This window comes from Dyadobacter luteus (genome assembly GCF_003383615.1).
Classification (GTDB): Bacteria; Bacteroidota; Bacteroidia; order Cytophagales; family Spirosomataceae; genus Dyadobacter; species Dyadobacter luteus.
In genome coordinates, this window is the sequence record NZ_QNUL01000024.1 from 80,694 (window position 1) to 102,930 (window position 22,237).

23 protein-coding genes and 1 riboswitch are annotated in these 22,237 nt (G+C 42.2%); of the genes, 10 read left to right on the top strand and 13 right to left on the bottom strand.

Annotation, left to right across the window (positions count from 1 at the left end; genetic code table 11):
- Window positions 1-76: 76 nt before the first annotated feature.
- From DSL64_RS22525 to thiM, 7 genes are all read right to left on the bottom strand, one after another.
- Window positions 77-994, bottom strand: coding sequence for an LEA type 2 family protein (locus DSL64_RS22525; RefSeq protein ID WP_229217187.1), 918 nt, complete (start codon window positions 992-994; stop codon window positions 77-79).
- A 152-nt stretch (window positions 995-1,146) separates the two neighbouring features.
- On the bottom strand, window positions 1,147-1,647 hold the full coding sequence (locus DSL64_RS22530) for a pyridoxamine 5'-phosphate oxidase family protein (protein ID WP_115833197.1): 501 nt from the start codon (window positions 1,645-1,647) through the stop codon (window positions 1,147-1,149).
- Between the two features lie 137 nt (window positions 1,648-1,784).
- Window positions 1,785-2,087 carry a 2TM domain-containing protein gene (locus tag DSL64_RS22535; protein WP_115833198.1) on the bottom strand — a complete coding sequence of 101 codons (303 nt, stop codon included), beginning with the start codon at window positions 2,085-2,087 and terminating at the stop codon, window positions 1,785-1,787.
- A gap of 150 nt (window positions 2,088-2,237) precedes the next feature.
- Window positions 2,238-2,888 carry a thiaminase II gene (gene tenA, locus DSL64_RS22540; RefSeq protein WP_115833199.1) on the bottom strand — a complete coding sequence of 217 codons (651 nt, stop codon included), beginning with the start codon at window positions 2,886-2,888 and terminating at the stop codon, window positions 2,238-2,240.
- Window positions 2,885-3,718, bottom strand: a complete 834-nt coding sequence (gene thiD / locus DSL64_RS22545; RefSeq protein WP_115833200.1) for a bifunctional hydroxymethylpyrimidine kinase/phosphomethylpyrimidine kinase — start codon at window positions 3,716-3,718, stop codon at window positions 2,885-2,887. The genes tenA and thiD overlap by 4 nt, the downstream gene beginning before the upstream one ends.
- A gap of 11 nt (window positions 3,719-3,729) precedes the next feature.
- Window positions 3,730-4,371, bottom strand: coding sequence for a thiamine phosphate synthase (gene thiE / locus DSL64_RS22550; protein WP_115833201.1), 642 nt, complete (start codon window positions 4,369-4,371; stop codon window positions 3,730-3,732).
- A complete protein-coding gene (thiM, locus tag DSL64_RS22555) occupies window positions 4,371-5,162 on the bottom strand; it encodes a hydroxyethylthiazole kinase (RefSeq protein WP_115833202.1) in 792 nt (263 codons plus the stop codon). Before thiM ends, thiE begins: the two co-directional genes overlap by 1 nt.
- A 79-nt stretch (window positions 5,163-5,241) precedes the next feature.
- A riboswitch (TPP riboswitch) is annotated at window positions 5,242-5,337 on the bottom strand.
- A 111-nt stretch (window positions 5,338-5,448) separates the two neighbouring features.
- Here thiM and hxpB point away from each other — a divergent pair.
- From hxpB to DSL64_RS22570, 3 genes are read left to right on the top strand one after another with little or no spacing between them, the layout of a single operon-like run.
- A complete protein-coding gene (gene hxpB, locus DSL64_RS22560) occupies window positions 5,449-6,129 on the top strand; it encodes a hexitol phosphatase HxpB (protein WP_115833203.1) in 681 nt (226 codons plus the stop codon).
- A 14-nt stretch (window positions 6,130-6,143) separates the two neighbouring features.
- Complete coding sequence (locus DSL64_RS22565; RefSeq protein ID WP_115833204.1) at window positions 6,144-7,484, top strand: sensor histidine kinase; 1,341 nt, start codon at window positions 6,144-6,146, stop codon at window positions 7,482-7,484.
- A 53-nt stretch (window positions 7,485-7,537) separates the two neighbouring features.
- Window positions 7,538-7,999, top strand: coding sequence for a hypothetical protein (locus DSL64_RS22570; protein ID WP_115833205.1), 462 nt, complete (start codon window positions 7,538-7,540; stop codon window positions 7,997-7,999).
- Between the two features lie 64 nt (window positions 8,000-8,063).
- On the opposite strand, the gene DSL64_RS22575 is transcribed toward DSL64_RS22570, so the two are convergent.
- Window positions 8,064-9,755 (bottom strand): amino acid permease, encoded by a 1,692-nt coding sequence (locus tag DSL64_RS22575; RefSeq protein WP_115833206.1) that lies wholly within the window; start codon window positions 9,753-9,755, stop codon window positions 8,064-8,066.
- Window positions 9,756-10,021: 266 nt separating this feature from the next.
- On the opposite strand from DSL64_RS22575, the gene DSL64_RS22580 reads away from it, so the two are divergent.
- The 3 genes from DSL64_RS22580 to DSL64_RS22590 all read left to right on the top strand — a co-directional run bounded on the left by DSL64_RS22580 (window position 10,022) and on the right by DSL64_RS22590 (window position 13,238).
- Window positions 10,022-10,801, top strand: a complete 780-nt coding sequence (locus DSL64_RS22580; protein WP_115833207.1) for a phosphatidylinositol-specific phospholipase C/glycerophosphodiester phosphodiesterase family protein — start codon at window positions 10,022-10,024, stop codon at window positions 10,799-10,801.
- Between the two features lie 61 nt (window positions 10,802-10,862).
- Window positions 10,863-12,191 (top strand): ethanolamine permease, encoded by a 1,329-nt coding sequence (gene eat / locus DSL64_RS22585; protein WP_115833208.1) that lies wholly within the window; start codon window positions 10,863-10,865, stop codon window positions 12,189-12,191.
- Window positions 12,192-12,512: 321 nt separating this feature from the next.
- A complete protein-coding gene (locus DSL64_RS22590) occupies window positions 12,513-13,238 on the top strand; it encodes a LytR/AlgR family response regulator transcription factor (RefSeq protein ID WP_115833209.1) in 726 nt (241 codons plus the stop codon).
- Here DSL64_RS22590 and DSL64_RS22595 read toward each other — a convergent pair whose 3' ends face one another.
- From DSL64_RS22595 to greA, 5 genes are all read right to left on the bottom strand, one after another.
- Entirely contained in the window at window positions 13,239-14,516 is a 1,278-nt protein-coding gene (locus DSL64_RS22595; protein ID WP_115833210.1) for an exo-beta-N-acetylmuramidase NamZ family protein, read from the bottom strand.
- A gap of 122 nt (window positions 14,517-14,638) precedes the next feature.
- The gene (locus DSL64_RS22600) at window positions 14,639-15,688 is read right to left on the bottom strand and encodes a PA0069 family radical SAM protein (RefSeq protein ID WP_115833226.1); all 1,050 of its coding nucleotides are present in this window, start codon (window positions 15,686-15,688) and stop codon (window positions 14,639-14,641) included.
- Between the two features lie 199 nt (window positions 15,689-15,887).
- The gene (locus DSL64_RS22605) at window positions 15,888-16,958 is read right to left on the bottom strand and encodes a M42 family metallopeptidase (protein ID WP_115833211.1); all 1,071 of its coding nucleotides are present in this window, start codon (window positions 16,956-16,958) and stop codon (window positions 15,888-15,890) included.
- 92 nt (window positions 16,959-17,050) lie between these two features.
- Window positions 17,051-17,374: a hypothetical protein gene (locus DSL64_RS22610; protein WP_115833212.1), complete on the bottom strand. Its 324-nt coding sequence runs from the start codon at window positions 17,372-17,374 to the stop codon at window positions 17,051-17,053.
- A 119-nt stretch (window positions 17,375-17,493) separates the two neighbouring features.
- Window positions 17,494-17,973, bottom strand: a complete 480-nt coding sequence (gene greA / locus DSL64_RS22615; RefSeq protein WP_115833213.1) for a transcription elongation factor GreA — start codon at window positions 17,971-17,973, stop codon at window positions 17,494-17,496.
- A 234-nt stretch (window positions 17,974-18,207) separates the two neighbouring features.
- Here greA and fmt point away from each other — a divergent pair, with 234 nt between their 5' ends.
- The 4 genes from fmt (at window position 18,208) to DSL64_RS22635 (ending at window position 22,079) form a co-directional block, all read left to right on the top strand.
- Window positions 18,208-19,131, top strand: coding sequence for a methionyl-tRNA formyltransferase (gene fmt, locus DSL64_RS22620; RefSeq protein ID WP_229217188.1), 924 nt, complete (start codon window positions 18,208-18,210; stop codon window positions 19,129-19,131).
- Window positions 19,132-19,499: 368 nt separating this feature from the next.
- Window positions 19,500-19,961 (top strand): IS200/IS605 family transposase, encoded by a 462-nt coding sequence (gene tnpA, locus DSL64_RS22625; protein ID WP_115833228.1) that lies wholly within the window; start codon window positions 19,500-19,502, stop codon window positions 19,959-19,961.
- 475 nt (window positions 19,962-20,436) lie between these two features.
- Window positions 20,437-20,934, top strand: coding sequence for a dihydrofolate reductase (locus tag DSL64_RS22630; protein WP_115833214.1), 498 nt, complete (start codon window positions 20,437-20,439; stop codon window positions 20,932-20,934).
- Between the two features lie 47 nt (window positions 20,935-20,981).
- Complete coding sequence (locus DSL64_RS22635; RefSeq protein ID WP_115833215.1) at window positions 20,982-22,079, top strand: alpha/beta hydrolase; 1,098 nt, start codon at window positions 20,982-20,984, stop codon at window positions 22,077-22,079.
- Window positions 22,080-22,237: the final 158 nt, after the last annotated feature.

Below are 22,237 nucleotides of genomic sequence, written 5' to 3' on the forward strand. Positions count from 1 at the left end.
ACGCCACGGATCATACGCACAACCCGACTGCCATGCATTCTTGCTATGCGTGTAATCCGTGGTCAAAATACAAATATCAGTTACCCAGATTCTTTTGCACTGTTGCCATATCTTTAAGCTCACCGTTCACAACCACATTCACATCGCTGTCCTTAAAGATATCATTTTCAGAAACGAGCACACTTTTAAAATACAAGGTGAACGGAATATCTTTCCCATTGACAATAATCTGCCCTGCCGCCTTCAGTATTTTCCCCATATCAATAGCAAGCGGAATTTCATAGATTTCACTGCTTTTTCCTTTCACCTTCGTAAAACCCTTTACACTTCCTTCCGCCAACCTTTTTTGTTTACCCAAATCAATCACATAAGAAGGATTTTTAAACTGAATAGGAAAGCTGTTTCTATTGGTGAATTTGAGTTGCAGCACAATCTCTGATTTACTCAATCGAAATTTCTCAACATCATATCCTGCAACTTCCACCTTCGGTAGCTGCCACAGTGGTAAGCGTTTATCCACAGACAGGGTAATACTATCCTTTCCAAGCAAAGGTTTTTTGAGATGGAAAACAGTTTCAAAGTGATAATTGGCACTGTCCTCGCCCCTCTCTGTGGCAGCATCACCTATTTCAGATATATTTTTGATTTTAAGCTGAGCAGGCAACTCTATCGCGCTGCTGTCCCGGGCTTTTAATGCCAACGGTTTTTCATAATTGTTCTCGACAATTTTCTTGTCGTTCATAGTTACGAAATAATCAAAACCATCCAGGTCGAAACCTACAGGAAGCGGATTGTGTATAAGCAGATTAAGCTTCACATCCACGGTGCTGTCAGTGATATTACTTACCTGACCAATTCCCAGCTCCACCTTTGGCTTCAGACCAGAAACCGGATTTTCATTCTCTCCCTTGTAAACTTTGAAGAAATACCAACCACCGGCAACGAGCACCAGTATCAAAACAATAATCAGCGTAATTTTAACCGGTCGTTGCATACTCATAAGAAGTTTAATTTTCAGGTAAAAGATGTCTTTTCAAAAATCATTCCCTGAGACTTTTATAGTAAAATTCTATTCTTCATATACAAAAAAGCAATCGGCATGAGCTCCATTTCACACCGATTGCCAAAAAGAAATTCGAAGTTATTTTAAGCCAGATCCAGCTTACCATGATCGCCTCCTTCGGGCGTTGTACCCGTTACAGCTGCTTTAAGCATGGAAAAGAATACGACCATTCTGGACGAATTGCTATCCCAATAGGCAGCTTCATCCGTTGTAACTTTCAGCAATACTAAATCAGGATCATCCTTTCCACCGGGAAACCAGGCTTTGGTCATTACGTTCCAGAGCTCCTCCTTCTTCTGTTCGTCATTCACAACCGCAGCTTGTCCGGCTACGCTCAGATAACTGCTATTTTTCGGATCGGCATAGATCAGCGTGACACTCTCACCCCAGTTTGTTTCCTTGCCTATATCTGTGTTGCGACTTGTAAAAAACCATACATTTCCGTTTTCATCTATATCCAGCGTCGTCATAGGACGGGAATCTATTCTGCCATTTCCGAAGGTGGTGTACATACAAAACCTTATATCTTCACCCAGTGATTTTAGTTTTTTGATTGCTTCCGTATCTCTCAGGTCCTTTTCCATAATAATTCATGTTTTATGATTCTGTCATTCAGGTTGTGTATCCTAAAACAACTGTTCCAAAACCGGAGGTTATACATAGAAAAACCGGCAGTTGACTAAACGCCACCTGCCGATTTCTACCACTTGTTCTATATCAATTATTGCTGTTCTCTCAGCAATTTTTCATATTCTCTTTTTGCCATATCTACCTCATTAGTATGCCCGTACGCCGACATATAATGAGAAACCAGACCAATCCCCCAACCTAACATCGGCCATACGGGCCATGGATAAGCACGGTGTCCCCAGTTGTCCCAATTGGTAAGAAAACTATTGCCGCTGGTGAGAAAATAAATCACCCACAAACCGCCGATCACCAATGAATAAGTGCGCAGGTGCATTTTGAAAGCAGCACGATGTTTGGCTTTTTTCCAAAGAAATTCATTTCGGGGAGTTTCCATTTTTATAATTGTTACAGATGAGTTAATGTCTGAATGTTGACAATCTCTTGCCAACGATTCAAAAGTAAAACAGGCTGATAAAACAAACTAAGCATTATGGATGGACGTACATATTAACCTGATGAAATTTCAGATTTATCGGATGAACCGTTACACCGGCCACTGCTCCAGCTTGTATGCACTATCCCAGAAAATATATTCCAATCTGGAAGCTGTAATATAAGCGTCTTTCATTTTTTGCCGCGTTGCTGAAGAAGCAGTTTCAGCAATACGATTGCAGATACTGAGCGCCTTTTCCACTGATGCTGCAAACTCTTCTCCGGCGTATGCATCAATCCAGTTTTGGTAAGCATTTGGCTTCGTCTGATTGGCATAAATATAATCACCCACCTTCTTGTAAATCCAGAAACATGGAAGCAATCCAGCTACCGCAACTTCAAAACTTTCGAAGGAACTCACCGATAACAGGTAATTGGTATAAGCGAAACAGCCCGGTGCTTTCACTCCATCATGGCTGATTTCATATTCTTTAAAATAACTGATATGCAACGCCCGCTCTACCAAAATGGCATTTTGGGCAAATTCCAGAAAGTCCAGCAGATCCTGGCTACCTCCCGCCTTCGTACCCGCAGTGGCTAAAGCACGCGCAAAATCTGCCAGGTACAGCGAATCCTGATAAATATAGAATTTAAATTTTTCTACCGGTAAAATGCCAGTTTTCAGTTCCTGGTTAAAACTATGATTCTCTATTTGATTGTAGATGGGCAAAGCTGCCTCCCAGAGTTCTTCTGTAAATTTCATGATCGTATTTGCATTTTAACAGGTGAATAGGAATGATTGAGCGGACCGGATCCTTTTCCTGTAGTTATATTTTTCCCGGCCTCAATGGCTCCTGCGATGTAAATTCTGGCATGTTTCACAGCATTTTGGAGATCGTAACCCAATGCCCTATAAGAGGCTATCGAGGCAGATAAGGTACAGCCCGTTCCGTGTACATTTTTACTTTCGATGTAATCACTTTGCAATGTGATAACCTCCTGTTGCTCCTGAGCGAGAACATCATACAAGACCGGACCGATAAGATGGCCACCCTTCAGCAGCACCGATTTACACCCACGGTCAAGCATCTGTTCACATGCTTCCTTCATTTCCTCTACAGATCTTATTTTTCTGCCGGTCAGAATTTCAGCCTCGTCTATATTCGGTGTGATGAGATCCACAATCGGGAACAATTCTGTCCAGAGTACTTCCACAGTTTCCTCCTGAATCAATTTCGCCCCACTTGTAGATACCATCACAGGATCAAAAACTACAAATGCCGGTTGGTATCTTTTTAAAACTGTAGCTACCACTTTGGCTACTTCAATGGTGTTAATCATCCCGATCTTCACTGCGTCTACAGTAATATCTTCAAAAACCGCATCCAGTTGCTGTTCGAGAAATTCTGCCGGCACCGCATGTATTGCTTTCACACCAAGGGTATTCTGAGCAGTCAGCGCCGTAATAGCAGAGGTTCCATAAGCACCCAAAGCTGCTATGGTTTTAAGGTCAGCCTGTATTCCGGCACCTCCACCACTGTCAGAACCTGCAATGGTCAATACCGTGGGATATCTGTTCACTTCTGTAGTCATGTTTTAGAATATTAAGATTGAACGCCTGCGACAATGCGCGCCCGCAGATTTTGGGCCGCTTCGTAGGGAGAAGGTGCGCTGCATATAGCAGAAATAACTGCAATCCCTTTGGCACCGTTGGTGATCGCCTGCTTTGTGTTGGTTTCACTCAAACCACCTATCACAACCACAGGGTGATGTGTATTGTCGCGCATCCAACGCAGGCCACTCATGCCCCAGGGCGACTCGGTGTCGGTTTTTGAAGGAGTAGAAAATAGCGGGCTCGCTGCTATATAGGATACATTCCAGTCCTCTGCCTCCTGTACCTGCCATTTACTTTCTACTGATAAACCAGTAATTTTTTCCGGCGGCAATAAATTTTTCAAAATGGCAAATGGCATATCACTTTGCCCGACGTGTACACCCGCTGCATCAATAGCCAGAGCCACATCGACCCTGTCGTTGATGATCAGAGGAACTCCATACATATCAAGAAGATCTTTCAGCCTTTTGCCTTTTTCAATAAATGCTCTCGTCCCTAATTCCTTTTCTCTGAGCTGTACCATGGTTACGCCACCTTTTACGGCTTCTTCCACAACCCAGAAGAAATCTCTTCCCAAACATGCCTTTTCGTCTGTGACCAGATACAATTGTATGTGTTTTTCGATTTCCATCACTGCCTGATTTTTGCCAGTTGATTTAGTTTTTCATCATTAATCTCAGCCAGGGCATCCAGGAAGAAGGTCTGAAAAGATCCGGGTAATTGCGCTTTTTCGTAAGCAATTTCACCGCATACTCCCATCGTGGCAGCAGCCCCGATAGCAGCGACAAAAGCATCCTGATTAGCAGCAGCAAATGCTCCGGCTATTGCAGATGCCGAACAGCCCATTCCCGTAATACGGGTCATAAGAGGCACACCATTATCTACAAAAGCCACATCTGAACCACTGACTATTACATCAGTTGCTCCGCTCACGCTCACAACCGAGCCATATTTCTTACTCAATTCCCTGGCAGCTTCCAGACTATCCGCTGAGCTGGCAGTACTGTCGACACCTTTCGTTTTGATGTTTGAACCAGCCAAAGCCAATATTTCGGAAGCATTTCCACGAATAATAGAAGGACTTGCAGTTTCCAGTAATTCCGTCAGAACCTGATTCCTGTACGAAGTAGCTCCTGCTCCCACCGGATCCAGAATAATAGGTTTGCCCAATTCCACTGCTTTTTTCATTGCAAGTTTCATCCCTTCCACCCACTGAGGGGCAAGGGTACCAATATTAACCACCAGTGCACCGGCGATAGCAACCATTTCCTCAACTTCTTCAACGGCATGTGCCATGACGGGCGATGCCCCAACGGCCAGTAAAGCGTTGGCTGTAAAATTCATTACAACGAAATTCGTTATATTGTGCACAAGCGGGACCTGTGTTTGTACTGAGGCTAGTGCTTTTCCTGGTTTTTCCATAATCTTGTTATTGTGAGTTAGACAAACAGAATGGGCTAATACCGGGAGGAGCCGAAAAACGGATAAAAAAGATCATTCAGGATCTTCAAGCGCTTTTTCCTACGACAGCCTCAACTGTATCAGGTTCGAAGGGTATAAATCTCAGTCCGTAAATAGGACACCCCTAAAGCCATTCTTAACTGCGAAAGTAGTAGTTTTGACTATAATTAAAAAGCTGGCTAAAAGCTTCGGAATAATCATTATTCCTCTTTTACCAGCCTTATTTTTAAATCTCAAACCAGTATTGATGCAAAATATTAAAGCGGCAATTTTTGATATGGACGGTCTGCTTATAGACTCCGAGCCGATATGGGCGGATGCAGCCCGTGAGGTAATGCAAAAGGTAAATTTCGAACTGACACATGCTCTGAAATTACAGACAACCGGTCTGTCAATAAAACTTTTTCTTGAATTCTGTTACAAGATTCAACCATGGAATACGCCTACCTTTGAAGAACTGGAACAGGAAATTCTTGAACATGCGCACAAAAATATATTAGCCAATGCGGTGGCGATGCCTGGTGCAATTGAAATCATAAAAAATCTGAAAGCAAGTGGATTACGCCTTGCAGTGGCATCTGCTTCGCATATGGAGCTGATAGAAGGAGTATTGAAAAGACTGAAAATCATAGATTATTTCGAATTGTGGCATTCAGGAGAACTGGAAGAATTCACCAAACCACACCCTGCCGTATACCTTACCACAGCTGCCAAACTCGGACTAACGCCTGAAGAATGTATTGCTTTTGAAGATTCCCACGCTGGTCTGCGGTCTGCGCATGCTGCCGGAATGATTACCATATCCGTACCGGCTATGGAGGTGTATGAGCATCCGAAATTTGACCTGGCACATTACAAAATCCCCTCGCTGAATCACTACATTTTTGAAGAAATGTGCGGGCAGCCTGTTAGCATCATCAACGAATAAGAGGCACAAAATAAATGATCGGACTACGACACTTCAGTTTCGTGATAGGAATAAGGATCATCCTGATCATTATAAGTGTGCTTGTTATTTTGTGGCTTGGTTCGTTACAGACCAACGTAGTCCTGATCTATATTCTGGGTGGTATATTTATCATCGTGCAGGGCTCACTGCTGTATCGTTATGTGACTAATGTCAACCGAAAACTAACCTATTTTCTGGAATCTGTCCGGTATTCCGACTTTACGATCAATTTCCGCCACGACAACAAAATGGGTCGTACATTTCAGGAACTCAATCAGCAGTTCAATGAAGTACTGGACGCATTCCGCCAGGCAAGGGCAGAAAAAGAAGCGAATCTGCAATACCTGAACACCATCGTACAACATATCGGTACGGGACTGATTACCTTCGACAGTTCCGGCCAGGTGAGCCTGATCAACAATGCCGCTCTGCGCATGCTAGGCATTTACCGGCTTCACCAGCTGAGCGAATTAAGGGACAAACACCCCCGACTTTATGAGCTGCTGTCTAATCTTGACTCGGGCGTAAGAGAATTGTACCGTACCCCTTCCGACCAGCCACTTGCGCTACAGGGTGCTTCCATTCAGATGCGCGGCAAATGGGTGCGTATTGTGGTTCTTCAAAATATCCAGACAGAACTTCAGCAACAGGAGGTGGAATCCTGGCAAAACCTGACGCGCGTACTCCGGCACGAGATTATGAATTCAATGACCCCCATCGTATCACTTGTAGGTACGATGAGAATGATTGTAAATGAGGACATTGAACGAGCTACATCTGATCAGGAAGCTGTTAATGATTTGAAAGAGGCCCTGCAAACGCTGGAGAAAAGAAGCAAGGGCATGATGCAGTTTGTGAATGCATACCGAGACTTTACTACATTGCCAAAACCGGTATTTGCAATTGTAAATGTTGCCGAACTTTTACAGGAAGTAATTCAGCTACTGCAAACCGACCTGATGGCATCTGGTGTGTTATGGAAGCTCTCTGTGAAACCGGAAAACCTGACCTTCAAAGTAGATACAGGACAAATTCAGCAGGTATTGATTAATCTCATCAAAAATGCGTCCGAATCATTTTCCTCTCAAACCGACCGGCTGATTACGATCAACGGCTATCAGTCTGAGAATCTCACAATAATTGAAGTAAAAGATAACGGTGACGGTATTGAGCCTGAGGCCATCGAAAATATATTCATACCTTTCTACACCACCAAGAAAACAGGATCCGGAATCGGGCTCAGCTTATCGAGACAAATACTACAACAACATAATGGTCAGCTTAATGTATCGTCGGAAGCAGGCAAGGGAACCATATTTACATTGATGATTTAGAATATTTCAATATCGCTGTGAAGTGTTGCAACCATTTCTTTCTTTTTCATGTCATGCAAACAAACGACAAAATGATGAAAGCACTGATATTGAGTTCACTGGTCGCCGTCATGGCTTGCCAAAGTAGCGGAATTGAGAAAAAATTATCAGACATACATCTGAAAGAAACGGTTTCTATAAATGATGTTCCGAAGTCTTCTCTCACATTTTTCGATGTAAACGATAGCCGTTGTCCCGAAGGAGTGAATTGTATATGGGCAGGAAACGCAACGGTGGACCTCCTCTTAGAAGGTGTAAACACAGAAGGTAAATTAACTGAACATATCAATATGTGTCTTGGCGATTGCCGCTCACAATATGGAACAGGCTCTTTCCGGCAAGCCGATACGCTCGACCATGAATTTGCAGGCCAGAAATACAGGTTCATTCTTGAAAATGTAAATCCGCACAAAATAGCTGACAGCACTTTCACCAAGGAAAAATATTCCATCTCTTTAAAAATTGAGAAGAGATAAAAGCAAAAAAAGGGCAAAGGCCGGTTCACCAGCACTTTGCCCTTTTCCCTTCTTCAATGAAATCCTAATTCCCTGCCAGCTTACTTTTCTTGTATCCGTAACTGAAATAGATCACCAGACCTATTGCCAGCCAGATCACGAATATAAACCAGTTGGATGCCCCAAGTTCTGTCATCAGATACAGATTGGTGAGAATACCCATGACAGGCAAAAACGAGAAGTTGTATTTAAAACTCATCACAGAAAGGACCAACCAGGTAATCCAGAATATGATGGTTAGTAATTTGTGCTCAAAAATCTCAGCCACCGACAAAGCTTGCCACTCAGCAACTACTTCTTGTCCATAAAATACCAAACCCAAAATAGCAGCAACAAAGCCGAAACCAACAATGAACTTACCATTGATATAGGGTACTCTGAATTTTGATCTTGCTGAAATTCCTGTGTGATCCAGATAAAGAACACCACCACATACAAGGATAAAAGCAAAGAAAGTCCCTACACTTGTAAGGTCAACGAAAAAGTCCATCTTGAAAAACAACGCCGGAATCCCTACTACCAGCCCTGTTACAATTGTTGCGAATGAAGGAGTCTGATATTTCGGGTGAATGGTTGCAAATTTCTTCCAAAGCAATCCGTCACGGCTCATTGTCATCCAGATACGCGGCTGCCCCAACTGATATACCAGCAAAGCACTGGTAATAGCAATCACTGAACTCACGGAAATAATCCCGGCCATAAAATCCAGCCCGTTTTTCTGGAATACAAACGCCAACGGATCACTCACTTTTAATTCTTTATAATTGACCATCCCTGTAAGTACAAGCGTGATTAACACATACAATACGGTGCAGATAATCAAACAATAGATCATTGCCTTGGGCATATCCTGTTGCGGATTTTTACATTCCTCAGCTGTGGTAGATATGGAATCAAAACCGATAAAGGCAAAAAATACTGCAGCAACTCCGCTTAAAACGCCCTTCATCCCGTTAGGTGCAAATGGCGTCCAGTTATCAGGCTTTACATAAAAAGCACCGGCGAAAATCACCAGAAGTACCACTCCTATTTTCAGGATAACCATAATATTGCTAGCCGTACGCGATTCTCTGATCCCTACATAAACCAATGCAGTAACCAAAAGAGTGACCAATCCGGCAGGTAGATTCATCAGTATAGATATATCGCCGATTTTAGGAGCAGTTGCATAAGCATTGGCAGCCATTTGCTCGTAAGTACTGAGAGATGCTATGCCCGAAGCCTGCATTTTCTCAAAAGCCTCACTTGCAGCAGCCGGATTGACCGTCAACCATCCGGGAAGTGTGACTCCAAATCCCTTCAGCATACTCACAAAGTACTCAGACCAGGAAATGGCGACAACCATATTGGAAACGGCATATTCAAGAATAAGCGCCCAACCAATAATCCATGCAAACAATTCTCCGAATGCTACATAGGCATACGTATAGGCACTACCCGAAACCGGAACCGTACTCGCAAACTGCGCATAGGAAAGCGCTGTGAACACGCAGGCAATGGCAGTAAAAATGAAGAGAAGCGAAACTGCCGGTCCGCCGTTGTAACTGGCCAGCCCTATTGTACTGAAAATACCTGCCCCAACAATCGCAGCGATACCCAATGAAACCAGATCCCTTACGCCAAGGATACGCGCCAAACCACCATGCTCGCCATCATGCGCATCTTTTAAAATCTGATCAACTGTTTTTTTACGAAATAGAGAAGTGTTTTTTTCCATTCAGGATTAAAAGTTAGGTAAGCTCCGCTGTTGAATGCGGCTGCGAAAATAAGCATATTCTTCAATGATCAGGGTATCACTTCACAAGTTGTTTGAATATCAACATAATGTCAATATAAAATTTCAAATTCAACTATCAATATAATATTTTCTATCGACTATTTACACTTTCGCATACTTGTCACTTTTAGCATACTCTCGTTTCCGTAATCAGCTGTAAAAGTTTATATTTACAAAATCCTTATCCCCAACACTAACAGCCATTTATGAAAAGTACTTTCTCTGCTATTCTCCTGTTTTTTACCAGTTTGAGCTTCGGGCAAACCATCACAACTTATACAACGGCTCAGGCACATTCTCATAATGATTACGAACAATTAACTCCCTTTATAGCTGCCTATAAACAGCAATTCGGCTCCATTGAAGCTGATCTTTTTCTTATCAATGATTCATTGTATGCAGCTCATAACCGGGAAGATATCAAACCTGAAAAAACTTTTTCCAAGCTATACCTTAACCCGATACTTCAGGAGATCAAGAAAAATAACGGGCAAATCTATCCGCAAAAAGACCTTACTCTTCAGTTACTGATTGATCTGAAAACGCCTGCAGACGAAACGCTGGCTGCGCTTGTCAAAATTCTTAAACCTCACGAAGCTGTCCTGGCACCCAAAGGACCGGTAAAAATTGTGGTAAGCGGAAACACGCCTTCGCCCGAAGCTTTCGTCAAATATCCCACCTTTATTTTCTTCGATGGAAGACCCGAAATACAATATACCACTCAGCAACTGGCGCGTGTTGGACTGATCAGCCAGGCGTTTCAAAAGTATTCCAGATGGAACGGAGAAGGAGAGCTACCAGAAAAAGACAGAAAGGCACTTACCAGAGTGATTGATCAGGTTCATAATCAGAACAAAAAAATCAGATTCTGGGCTACGCCCGATAACATCCATACCTGGAAAACGATGATGAATCTAAAAGTGGATTATCTCAATACTGACAAGGTCGTTCAAATGGGAGACTACCTGCGTACCGCTCCGCGATAGGACGTTAAGCATCATTTTCAGTATTAGACTAGTATCGTAAACTCACTGTATTCCAGCTAATATGTCGGCACCATCGAACGCTTCGCTTAAAAAAGTACTGAAACCGATTCATGTCTGGGCAATTGCCGTGGGACTGGTGATATCGGGAGAATATTTCGGATGGAATTACGGCTGGGGAGTATCCGGTACTATTGGTTTTCTGATCGCCACACTGCTGGTTACAGTGTTGTATATTACTTTCATTTTTAGTTTCACCGAACTCACCACTTCCATACCACAGGCAGGCGGCCCTTTTGCGTATTCTTTCAGGGCTTTTGGATGGTGGGGCGGCTTCATCGCTGGCTATGCGACGCTGGTGGAGTTTCTCATCACTCCCCCGGCCATTGCCTTCGCACTTGGCAGCTATACCAATTTCCTTTATCCATCCCTCTCTGTACTTCAGGTTGCATTTGCATGCTACGTAATATTTATTGGCATCAATCTACTTGGTATCAAAGAGTCCGCTACATTTTCTCTGTTTGTAACGATACTTGCAGTGGCCGAACTGCTCGTATACATTGGAATTGTTGCACCTCATTTTTCAATGGAAACCTATGTAACCGACCCTATGCCGTTCGGCTGGCAGGGCGTTTTTGCAGCATTGCCTTTTGCGATCTGGTTTTACCTGGCTATAGAAGGAGTTGCCATGGTGGCAGAGGAAGTCGAAAACCCTAAAAAAACAATCTCAAAAGGTTACATATATGGCATACTTACCCTGGTTCTACTGGCGCTTGCAGTAATGATTTTCACCGGTGGAGTGGTACACTGGTCCAAACTCAGTGATATTGATTATCCTTTGCCTGCCGTACTTGGCCACATACTAGGAAGAGACTCAGGACTCACACATATCTTTGCAAGCCTCGGGCTGTTCGGGCTTATCGCTTCATTTCACGGAACCATTATCGGTTACTCCAGACAAATCTTCGCATTGGCAAGAAGTGGCTACCTGCCTCCTTTTCTTGGAAAGGTCAATACCCGTTATCAAACACCACATTGGGCGTTGCTCGCTGGTGGCCTGATCGGCTGCATAGCCCTGAGCATTGGGAATACCAATCAGGTCATTATTCTTGCGGCACTAGGTGCGGTAGTGATGTATATAATCAGTATGGTAGCATTGCTTGTTCTGAGAAAGAAAGAACCAAACCTGGAGCGTCCTTTCGAAGTCCCCTTTTATCCATTTTTCCCAATCGTGTCACTGATACTCTCTTCTATATGCCTCGTGGCGATTATTTACTACCATTTCAATCTGAGTTTGTATTTTTTCGCAGGCTTTGCAATTCTCGCTGCTGGTTTCATGGCCTTTGGCAGGCATAAGTCTGAGCCTGAGAAAATCGCCGATTTCCAACCCTGACCGAAAAGGAAGTATATCTCATTTCCATTAGTACCGTTAGAAATACATTCATAAGCAGACCGAAATATTTTCATCCTACAATCACTGACCGCCCGGACATTTTTAAGACAATTCCTATATTCCATTGACCAATAGGAATATATAAAATCTAATAAGTTAGATTCTTTCTCAATTACAAAAAAGTTCGTACAAAAAAATCTTACCTTGTGAATCCTTCGTAAATATGTCAGAAATAAACTGATCTACTTAGTTTTACAGAGGAAATAAGAATTATTTTAGTCTTCAATCTATGAAGCCTAATCTTCATTAGTAAGTATTGAAATGAACATATTAATTGTTGAAGACGAGCACATTATTGCGAAGCATTTACAGTTTACCCTCAATAGTTTCGGATATGAGGCAAATGATGTGGCTACAAATTACCATAATGCCATTGAGTTGTTGCAAACCAACGTATATCACCTCGCTTTACTGGATATTAACCTGAACGGTTATCAAACCGGGATAGATGTGGGAGAATACATAAAGGACAATCTTGATATTCCTTTTTTATACCTGACGAGCCACGACGATATGGCGATCGTTAATGCTGCACTCAACACATCACCTCATGCATTTCTTAATAAGCCATTTCAGAAAATTGCAGTTTATACTGCTGTTAACCTTGCGCTAAAGGGTTTTAGAAAAAGAGATTCACATGAAGGTGGAGATGATGAAGACAGCACCGTGATCAAGGACGCGCTCTTTATCAAAGAAAAACACATGTTCACAAAGATTCTTCTTTCTGACCTGCTCTATATCCGAAGTGACGACAACTACCTGGAGCTTCATACAAAGAAGAAAAAGTACACGATTCGCGAAACCATGAAAAACATGATTGCCCAATTACCAGGCAATCTGTTTCTGCGGGTTCATAAGTCATACATCATCAATCTCAACGCTATTACTGGTATCAACTATATCAATGTGATGATCGATGATTTTGAAATTCCTATTACTGCAGATAGTCGTAATGAGTTGATGAGCAGGATAAAGACGTTTTCCTGATCAGGGATACAACAAATATTTTTTACGCATGGATTTAAAATCCGATAAGCCCGGCTCCCAGCTCTTCCGGATTTCTTCTTCTGTAGCACCTGCGATAATCTGTTTTCTAAGATTTTCTGTACCCGCAAGTTTATCAAAATCATTCATTTGCTTGCTCTGACTCCGATCGAAAAACCGTTCCTTATCAGGATAAGCGTTGTACAGCTCAATGATCCAGGAGAGATGCAGCTGTCGGCTTTTTCTCAGCAACTCGATATCATATTTTCGCAGATCCAGCCCATAACATTCCTGATTCTGATGCAACGGAGTTTCCGCCATTCCTTTGATACTTTTCGGTATAAAACTAAAATCATATTTCCCTTTCAGCAGCGGTGAACCTAGTACAGTGAAAGGCATGTAAGTTCCTCTGCCCTGACTAAGGATGGTGCCTTCAAAAAAACAAATATGAGGGTAAAGCATTACCGACTGCTGGGTATTCAGGTTCGGGGAAGGCATTACAGGCAATACATAAGGCAGATCATGATTATAATTGGCTACCTTGATAATCTTCAGTTTGCACTTCATCTTGTTGGGTAACCAGCCTTCACCATTAATCATCTGTGCAAATTCTGCGATGGTAAGCCCATGACTGATTGGTATACGATACATCCCGATTCCGGAGTGAAGATGGTCTTCCAGTAGTGGCCCGTCTATCAGAAAGCCATTGGGGTTAGGCCTGTCCAGAATCACCATTTCCTTGTTCGTCTCAGCACATGCTTCCATCACATGCCCGAGTGTATTGATATAGGTATAAAAGCGGGCTCCTACATCCTGCATATCGAAAACAACTACATCCAGCTTATCCATCTGTTCTTTCGTAGGACGCTTTAGTTTTCCATAAAGCGAAATAACAGGAATGCCGGTTTTTGTATCCTTCGTATCACTCACCTTATCCCCTGCACTTGCAGTTCCACGGAACCCGTGCTCAGGACCAAAAATGGTCACAACATTTAGCCCCAAAGAAACAAGACTGTCTGCCAAAGGGATTTTGCCAATGATTGAAGTTTGATTCACAACCACCCCTACTTTTTTTCCTTTCAGGTAGCTGACATATTCTCCGGTACGATCGGCACCGGTCACAATTGTCTTTGCATTCCCATCAGTTATGTGTTGCTCCCTGCCCAAAGAGTCGTTTTGTATGACAGCTGCATTTTTACCGGATGAAGAACTACTTACACAGTTCAGGTGTAAAAAACTACTTAGTGTAACAAATCCCAAAGTGAAGATATATCTTTTCATAATTCTGCGGGTTCAGGTTATTTCGGTTAACGGCTCCTAATTTCATTACGAACAGCAATCTAACATTTACAAAAATCTCATCCAATAAAACTGGCCAATCTGTGATTTCACTGTTTCTATTATCAGAACAACTTCATTTGTCCTCCTCTTATGAATTGTGATGTATCCAGATCCGGTAATTCCCTTTCACCAAAGTATTTACGGCAAGCTAAATTGTATAACTGCCTGATATGCTCCGCATACTTCCCTTCGCCACTCATTCTGAGTCCGAAACGTGAATCATTCAACTTACCTCCATGGCAGGCGGCAATCTGATTCAGTACTTTTTCCGCACGATCAGGAAAGTGGTGATGCACCCATTCTTTAAATAAAGTCGCGATGGCGCCATTTAGTCTTACAACTGTATAACCGGCCCAGGCTGCACCGTTTTCAGCAGCAGCCTGAATAATAGCCGGAATTTCATGGTCATTGAGTCCGGGGATGATAGGTGCACTCATGATTCCCATGGGTACTCCTGCTTCATGCAGCGTCCGCACGACCTGTAATCTGCGTTTTGCGGTTACTGTACGGGGTTCGAGTTTATTTCTCAAATCTTCATTTAAAGAAGTGATCGAGACAGCAGCATGAACCAGATTCAGCCTGGCCATTTTTTCAAGAATATCTATATCACGGAGGATTAAGGCATTTTTTGTGAGAATGCTTACAGGATTCCGGTACTTCAGGCAAATCTCCAGCAACTTTCGGGTAAGCTGGAATTTCCTCTCCGCTGGCTGATAACAGTCTGTATTTCCGGAAAACATAATGCTGGTTGGTTGCCAGCTTTTGGAATGAAATAATTTTTCAAGAAGTTCAGGTGCGTTTTTCTTAACAACGATTTTAGTTTCAAAATCAATACCGGCTGAGAAGCCCCAGTACTCGTGGGAGTTTCGGGCATAACAATAAATACAGCCATGCTCACAGCCCCGATATGGATTGATGGAGTTATAGTTCCTCAAATCAGGGCTATCCGATACACTTAACAGCTTTTTGGATTCTTCTATAATAAACTGCGTTTTCGGATTGACTTCCTGATCCTCCCACTGCTGCCAGTCCTCAGAAGTATATTCCGTTTCCAGCTTATGAAATCTGTTGTGAGAATTGATTCCTGCACCTCTCCCTCTTGGTCTTTCCATGTCTCCGAACGCTGAATTTGAAACTCTTATTTTGATATCAAAAATAACAATTTTAAGATCAATTTCAGATACCAAAAACAACAATTAATTTAATTTACAACACAATCTCCTCATCTACAATACATTTTATTTAAAAAGGAAAGAGCCGGACTAAGCATATTGCTCAATCCGGCTCTTTCCTTTTTTAACCTTGAAATCGCTATTTGATATACCTGAAATCTTCGTCTCCTTTCAATGAAAGCAGTGTATCGTATATTAACTGAATTACGTTCTGCACATCATCTTTGTGAACCATTTCAACTGTGGTATGCATATATTTCAAAGGAAGTGAAATAAGCGCTGATGCAATTCCTTCTGTCGAATAAGCAAATGAATCCGTATCAGTTCCTGTAGAACGGCTCACCGCCTGGCGTTGGAAAGAAATTTTCTTTTCGTCGGCAACGCGTTCGAGTAGAGCGCGCACGTTGTTCTGCACCGCCGGGCCGTAGCAAATCACTGGTCCGCCACCGCTTTTCAGATCCCCTTGTTCTTTTTTATTGTACATCGGAGACTGCGTATCATGGGTAACATCCGTTACAATCGCCAGATCCGGTTTTAGTCTGCGCGCAATCATCTCGGCCCCTCTTAAGCCGATCTCTTCCTGAACCGCATTCACTACGTAAAGCGTAAACGGAAGTTTTACATTGTTTTCATGCAGCCTTCTCGCTACTTCAGCAATCATAAAACCACCCATTCTGTTGTCCAAGGCACGACCAACATAGTATTTATCATTCAATTCATCCAGACCGTCCGCGAAAGTGACTACAGTACCTACATGGATACCCATTTCAAGCACTTCGTCTTTTTTGGCAGCACCGACATCAATAAATAACTCATGCACCTTTGGAACCTGATCCTTGGCAACCTCACGCACGTGGATTGCCGGCCAGCCGAATACGCCTTTCACTACACCTTTAGCCGTATGCAGGTTTACCCGCATTGAAGGAGCTATGGCAGCATCGGAGCCTCCGTTACGACGAACATGTATGTAACCGTCTTCTGAAATGTAATTGACGAACCAGGAAATCTCATCCGAATGCGCTTCGATAACAACCTTGTAATCCTGGCCCGGACCGATAACACCTACCGCAGTTCCGTAAACATCCACGATATGCTCTTCAATATATGGTCTGATATAATCCAGCCAAATCTGCTGCCCTGTAGACTCGAAACCCGTCGGGGAAGCATTGTTCAAGTACTTATAAAGAAACTCTGTGCTTTTATCTGACATGCTGTTATAAATTGATCTGAAAATTCCTGATTGTTATGTTTATAATTCTCTGCTAACTACTTAACTTCTTCAACCTCTTAACTCCTCCCTTCTCAAACATACTTCAAAAAAGCCCACAAACCCCGCTTCGAAAGGTAGCTAAGATCCTTTTCGTTGCGATATGCCTCCTGTTCAAATGAGATATGCATGTAAGCCAGGTAATGAACCCGGTACTGCAGCAATCTTACAAGGTATTCGGCAAAGTACCAGATGTAAAATAGTACGAGACCCATTTCCAGCTGCTGCCGCAGGTGGATACATTCATGATTGAGCAATGTAGCACCTGGTCGTTCTCTTTTCAACAAAATGAAAGGAAAAATCGCCATGGCCTCCACCCAAAGAAACGAAGTATACAATTGAAAACCTTTGAATTTCATGTAATCCGTAAATGATCGGTTTTCGGTATTATTTAGTCAACGATACTAAAAAGAAAAATGTTGGATTCAGGTTTGATTTATACCTGAATCCAACATCAATATAATAAGGCAATCTGTAATTAGCTAAAACGGCTGATATCGAGTACTTCGAACTCCATAAGTCCGGCCGGAACTTTGATTTCAGCAGTTTCACCTACTTTCTTACCAAGAAGACCTTTTCCTATCGGGGAGCCAATTGAAATCTTTCCTGATTTCAAGTCCGCTTCTTCTTCCGAAACAAGGGTATAGGCTACTTCCATACCATTTTTTTTGTTTTTTATCTTCACTACAGAAAGGATCGCCACCTGTGAATTATCAAAAGCAGATTCATCAATCACTCTTGCGTTAGAAAGTATCTCTTCCAGTTTCGCAATTTTCATCTCATGCATTCCCTGTGCATCTTTTGCCGCGTCATACTCTGCATTTTCGCTCAAATCTCCTTTGTCACGAGCCTCTGCAATTTGCGCAGCAATGGCCGTGCGGCCCTTGGTTTTCATATCATTCAGCTCATTCCTCAGCTTGTTTAAACCATCTTCAGTATAGTATGAAATCTTAGCCATGACCTTAAATCAGTTAATTAGTCTTGTTTGAATTTTTTGAAATTTGGGTAAAAAAAAAGAACGGCCTTAAAACCGCTCTACATAAGTATTCTCAACTCGTAGTAGAAGGCTAAAAGACGTCGTCTTTTCGGTTCATATGTTTTTGAATCTTCACCATATTTTTCTGTAAGAACGGCAAAAATAACAATATTTGTAAATGGTAACAACCATTTTTATCAAAAGAGGCCACAATATATGTCAAAAGGACTGAGAATAATATTCATGGGAACTCCTGAGTTTGCGGTGCCAAGCTTAAGAAGTCTGGTTGAAAACAAATCTAACGTCGTAGCGGTAATAACTGTTCCCGACAAGCCGTCAGGAAGGGGGCAAAAGCAGACATCTTCACCTGTAAAACAGTATGCTCAGGAGCAGGGAATACCCGTTCTTCAGCCTGAAAAACTAAAAGATCCCGCATTTCTGGAAGAGTTGCGTTCCTATCAGGCCGACCTGCAGGTTGTGGTAGCGTTTCGTATGCTGCCGGAAGTAGTTTGGAGTATGCCGTCGTACGGGACATTCAATCTTCATGGATCATTATTACCTCAATATCGTGGAGCTGCCCCTATTAACTGGGCGGTGATTAACGGGGAAAAAGAAACGGGTGTTACTACATTTTTTATTGAGAAAGAGATCGATACAGGAAAAATCATTTATCGTGAGACGGAACCCATTTATGACAATGACGATGCCGGAAGTGTTTATGAAAGACTGATGCATAAAGGGGCTGGTCTGGTTGTAAAAACCGTAGAAGCGATTCAGAATGGTGATTATCCGCAACAGGATCAGGATGACAGTCAGCCGTTAAAAGCAGCTCCTAAGATTTTCAGGGAAACCTGCGAAATTGATTGGACAAAACCGGCATCAGAAATCCATAACTTTGTAAGAGGACTTTCCCCCTACCCTGCAGCATGGACAACCTTAAATGGTTTATCCTGCAAAATATTCAAAACGAAATTGGTAGAAGGAGGTGCATCCGCAACACCAGGTTACTACCAAACTGACAATAAACGATTTCTGCATTTTCAAACCGGCGATGGGGCTTTGGCCATAGAAGTACTGCAACTCGAAGGGAAAAAGAGAATGGAGATAGGTGATTTGTTGAGAGGGACGAAGTTGGGGTAGATTTCAAAGTTGATGGAACAAAAATCTCCCCGCCGTCTTTCAATCGCGTAACGATGCAACATATTGGCAGGAAAATATCGTGCACAATGGATAGAAATTATTCATTAGGGATGATAACAACAATTTATTCCTTTTAATATGAAGTTACATGCCTAAAGGCATTTACGGAACAATCTGATAAAATTTGTTGCTACCGAAATGACATGTCTGACGGCATTGGCTCGACATACATGATTCTGACTCAATCGCGTAGCGATGTCATTTCGGTAGAAATATTGCAGTCGGCAAACAGACGAAATCCCGCTAGGGATGCAACAACATTTGTGACATTTTTAAATAAAAGCTGTATACCATAAAATTCTATGTATATGGCCAATACCTATTCTCAAATCCATCTTCATTTTATATTCTGCCCCAAGTATAGGCTTTCACTAATCGATTCCAGTTGGGAAAATGAACTCTTCAGATACATCTGTGGAATAACTGAAAGAAACAACCATAAAATGATCTCAATAAATGGCATGGCGGACCATCTTCACATGCTTGTCGGATTCAGGACTAACCAATCAATAGCCGATTTCATGCAGGATGTTAAGGCAGATTCCTCTCAATGGATTAATAGAAACAAATTTTGCAAGTCGAGATTCGATTGGCAAACCGGGTATGGCGTGTTTTCTTATTCCAAATCACAAATTTCTGATGTAATCAACTACATTCAAAATCAGAAGCAACACCATAAAAAGATCAACTTTTTAGACGAGTATAAGTTGATTCTTCAAAAGTTCGAAGTCGATTATAACGAACAATACATTTTCAAGCATCCTGAGTAATTGGCCCAAATATCCGTTGAATTACCTGACAACCTTAGATGCATCCATTACATGCCCAAAGGCATTTAGGCGGCATCAAAATTATTTTTCTACCGAAATAACACGCCTAACGGCATTAAAATCTATAAAATCCCATAATCGAGTAGCAATGCAATATTGGTGGGAAAATATAACATACAATGGATAGAAATCCAATTAGGGATGTAACAACAATTCGCCAATATTGAAACGAAGGTAACATGCCTAAAGGTATTTACGGAACAAACTGACAAAATCTGTTGCTACCAAAAGGACATGCCTGACAGCATTGGATTAACATACGTTGTTCTGGATCAATCGCGTAGCGATGTAATTTCCGGCAGAAAAATGCCGAACATAGGGAGGAGAAATCCCGCTAGGGATGCAAATTTCAGGTAAAATAAAGCTCCATTTCCATTCTTCCTGTTTTATTGGATAAATTTGCAAAAAGACAAAAATGCTTATTTCAATCATTGTAGCCGTTTCTGAAAACGGGGTTATAGGAAAAGACAATCAACTAATCTGGCGGCTTCCCAACGACCTGAAGCGTTTCAAGGCCTTAACACTGGGGCACCCAATGATCATGGGTCGCAAAACTTTTGAATCCATTGGCAAACCACTCCCGGGCCGAACATCCATTGTCATCACCCGTAACCAGGATTTCAAAGCAGACGGCATTCTTGTTGTACACTCCCTGGAAGAGGCTCTGACCGAAGCCCGCAAAATAGAACAACAGGAAGTTTTCATCATCGGTGGCGGCGAACTCTACAAACAAGCTCTTCCAATTACCGACAAACTTTACATTACAGAGGTAGAAACAGTAACTAACGGTGACACTTTCTTTGAAATATCCAATCCTGAGCAATGGGAGGAAATTGAACGCACTGTTCATCAGGCAGATGACCGACACATTTTTTCATTTAACTTCGTTAATTATTCTAAAAAACGGGATTAAATCGTAAATTTGCCCCCCGAAATTACGAAGTCAGTGATATTGAAAGAATGGAAGTAGCAGTAGATACGCTTAGGATTGAACTAAAAACTCCGCCGTCGGACAAACGTCCTATATTTATTACAGGAGAGTTTTGTAAGTGGTTGCCAGACCTGGAAGATTACCGGATGCGCGAAGTAGAACCAGGTTATTACACTTTTCAATTTCCTAAAGAACTGGAGCTGGATTATCCGGTTGAATATAAATATACACGAGGCGGCTGGGATCAGGTAGAGTTGGACAACTACGGTCAGCCTCAGGGAAATCGTCTCGCCGATCCAACAGACGGACCTGTCATAGATTATATCACAAGATGGCAGAAACAAGGTAATACAAAGGAGAGTCTGGCTCCTATCGTAGAAGTCTTGTCCGATACATTCGAAATTCCCCAACTCAATAAGCAAAGGCGAATTCATGTATTGTTACCACATAACTATTATGAGAATCCGGATCGGCAATATCCGGTTCTATACATGACAGATGCCCAGAACCTTTTCGGCGACGGCTCTCCTTATGGTAACTGGGAAATCGACAAAGGACTTACGAAACTCGCGGCAGAAGATAAGGCTGACGTTATCATTGTGGCGATTGATCATGCCGGAGAAGACCGCGTTCAGGAGTTCTCACCTTACGATAACCCACGACTGGGCAAAGGAATGGGATTAAAATTCCTTCGTTTCGTTATTGATACACTGAAGCCTCAGATTGATAAACAATACAGAACCAAAGCTGACCGCCTCAATACCGGTATGGGAGGTAGCTCAGTAGGTGGACTTTTATCTATTTATGCGGCTTTGATGTTTCCGAATATCTTTGGGCGGCTAATGATTTTTTCTCCGTCGCTTTGGATATCACAGCGCATCTATTTCGATGCTATTCACTTCTTTGAACCTTTCGAAACGCGTATTTACATATATGCCGGTGGAAAAGAGGGCGAAAATATGATACCGAATGTTACCAAATTGCAGGAAACACTGCAAAGCCAGGGATTTGGATATAACCGTGTAAAAATCCACACTTCCATTGATCCTACAGGCCAGCACACTGAAAAACGCTGGAGCCAGGAGTTTCCGATGGCCTTAAAGTGGCTGTATTTTGAGAGAGACTAACTAATATTAATACCGATAAAAATAACCACAGCGACTTTTCCCTGTGGTTATTTTTTGCTCTTTCTTTCCTTCATCCTAAATTACTAGTGATGCGTTAACTTTTAAAAAATTCTTATAACACGTTGTAAATAAATTAATTATGAACGTTCTTTGATTTT

Coding starts and splice junctions, on each gene's coding strand:
- DSL64_RS22525 (WP_229217187.1), bottom strand. CDS start 994: ATGCAACGACCGGTTAAAATTACGCTGATTATTGTTTTGATACTGGTG.
- DSL64_RS22530 (WP_115833197.1), bottom strand. CDS start 1,647: ATGGAAAAGGACCTGAGAGATACGGAAGCAATCAAAAAACTAAAATCA.
- DSL64_RS22535 (WP_115833198.1), bottom strand. CDS start 2,087: ATGGAAACTCCCCGAAATGAATTTCTTTGGAAAAAAGCCAAACATCGT.
- tenA (WP_115833199.1), bottom strand. CDS start 2,888: ATGAAATTTACAGAAGAACTCTGGGAGGCAGCTTTGCCCATCTACAAT.
- thiD (WP_115833200.1), bottom strand. CDS start 3,718: ATGACTACAGAAGTGAACAGATATCCCACGGTATTGACCATTGCAGGT.
- thiE (WP_115833201.1), bottom strand. CDS start 4,371: ATGGAAATCGAAAAACACATACAATTGTATCTGGTCACAGACGAAAAG.
- thiM (WP_115833202.1), bottom strand. CDS start 5,162: ATGGAAAAACCAGGAAAAGCACTAGCCTCAGTACAAACACAGGTCCCG.
- hxpB (WP_115833203.1), top strand. CDS start 5,449: ATGCAAAATATTAAAGCGGCAATTTTTGATATGGACGGTCTGCTTATA.
- DSL64_RS22565 (WP_115833204.1), top strand. CDS start 6,144: ATGATCGGACTACGACACTTCAGTTTCGTGATAGGAATAAGGATCATC.
- DSL64_RS22570 (WP_115833205.1), top strand. CDS start 7,538: ATGCAAACAAACGACAAAATGATGAAAGCACTGATATTGAGTTCACTG.
- DSL64_RS22575 (WP_115833206.1), bottom strand. CDS start 9,755: ATGGAAAAAAACACTTCTCTATTTCGTAAAAAAACAGTTGATCAGATT.
- DSL64_RS22580 (WP_115833207.1), top strand. CDS start 10,022: ATGAAAAGTACTTTCTCTGCTATTCTCCTGTTTTTTACCAGTTTGAGC.
- eat (WP_115833208.1), top strand. CDS start 10,863: ATGTCGGCACCATCGAACGCTTCGCTTAAAAAAGTACTGAAACCGATT.
- DSL64_RS22590 (WP_115833209.1), top strand. CDS start 12,513: ATGAACATATTAATTGTTGAAGACGAGCACATTATTGCGAAGCATTTA.
- DSL64_RS22595 (WP_115833210.1), bottom strand. CDS start 14,516: ATGAAAAGATATATCTTCACTTTGGGATTTGTTACACTAAGTAGTTTT.
- DSL64_RS22600 (WP_115833226.1), bottom strand. CDS start 15,688: ATGGAAAGACCAAGAGGGAGAGGTGCAGGAATCAATTCTCACAACAGA.
- DSL64_RS22605 (WP_115833211.1), bottom strand. CDS start 16,958: ATGTCAGATAAAAGCACAGAGTTTCTTTATAAGTACTTGAACAATGCT.
- DSL64_RS22610 (WP_115833212.1), bottom strand. CDS start 17,374: ATGAAATTCAAAGGTTTTCAATTGTATACTTCGTTTCTTTGGGTGGAG.
- greA (WP_115833213.1), bottom strand. CDS start 17,973: ATGGCTAAGATTTCATACTATACTGAAGATGGTTTAAACAAGCTGAGG.
- fmt (WP_229217188.1), top strand. CDS start 18,208: ATGTCAAAAGGACTGAGAATAATATTCATGGGAACTCCTGAGTTTGCG.
- tnpA (WP_115833228.1), top strand. CDS start 19,500: ATGGCCAATACCTATTCTCAAATCCATCTTCATTTTATATTCTGCCCC.
- DSL64_RS22630 (WP_115833214.1), top strand. CDS start 20,437: ATGCTTATTTCAATCATTGTAGCCGTTTCTGAAAACGGGGTTATAGGA.
- DSL64_RS22635 (WP_115833215.1), top strand. CDS start 20,982: ATGGAAGTAGCAGTAGATACGCTTAGGATTGAACTAAAAACTCCGCCG.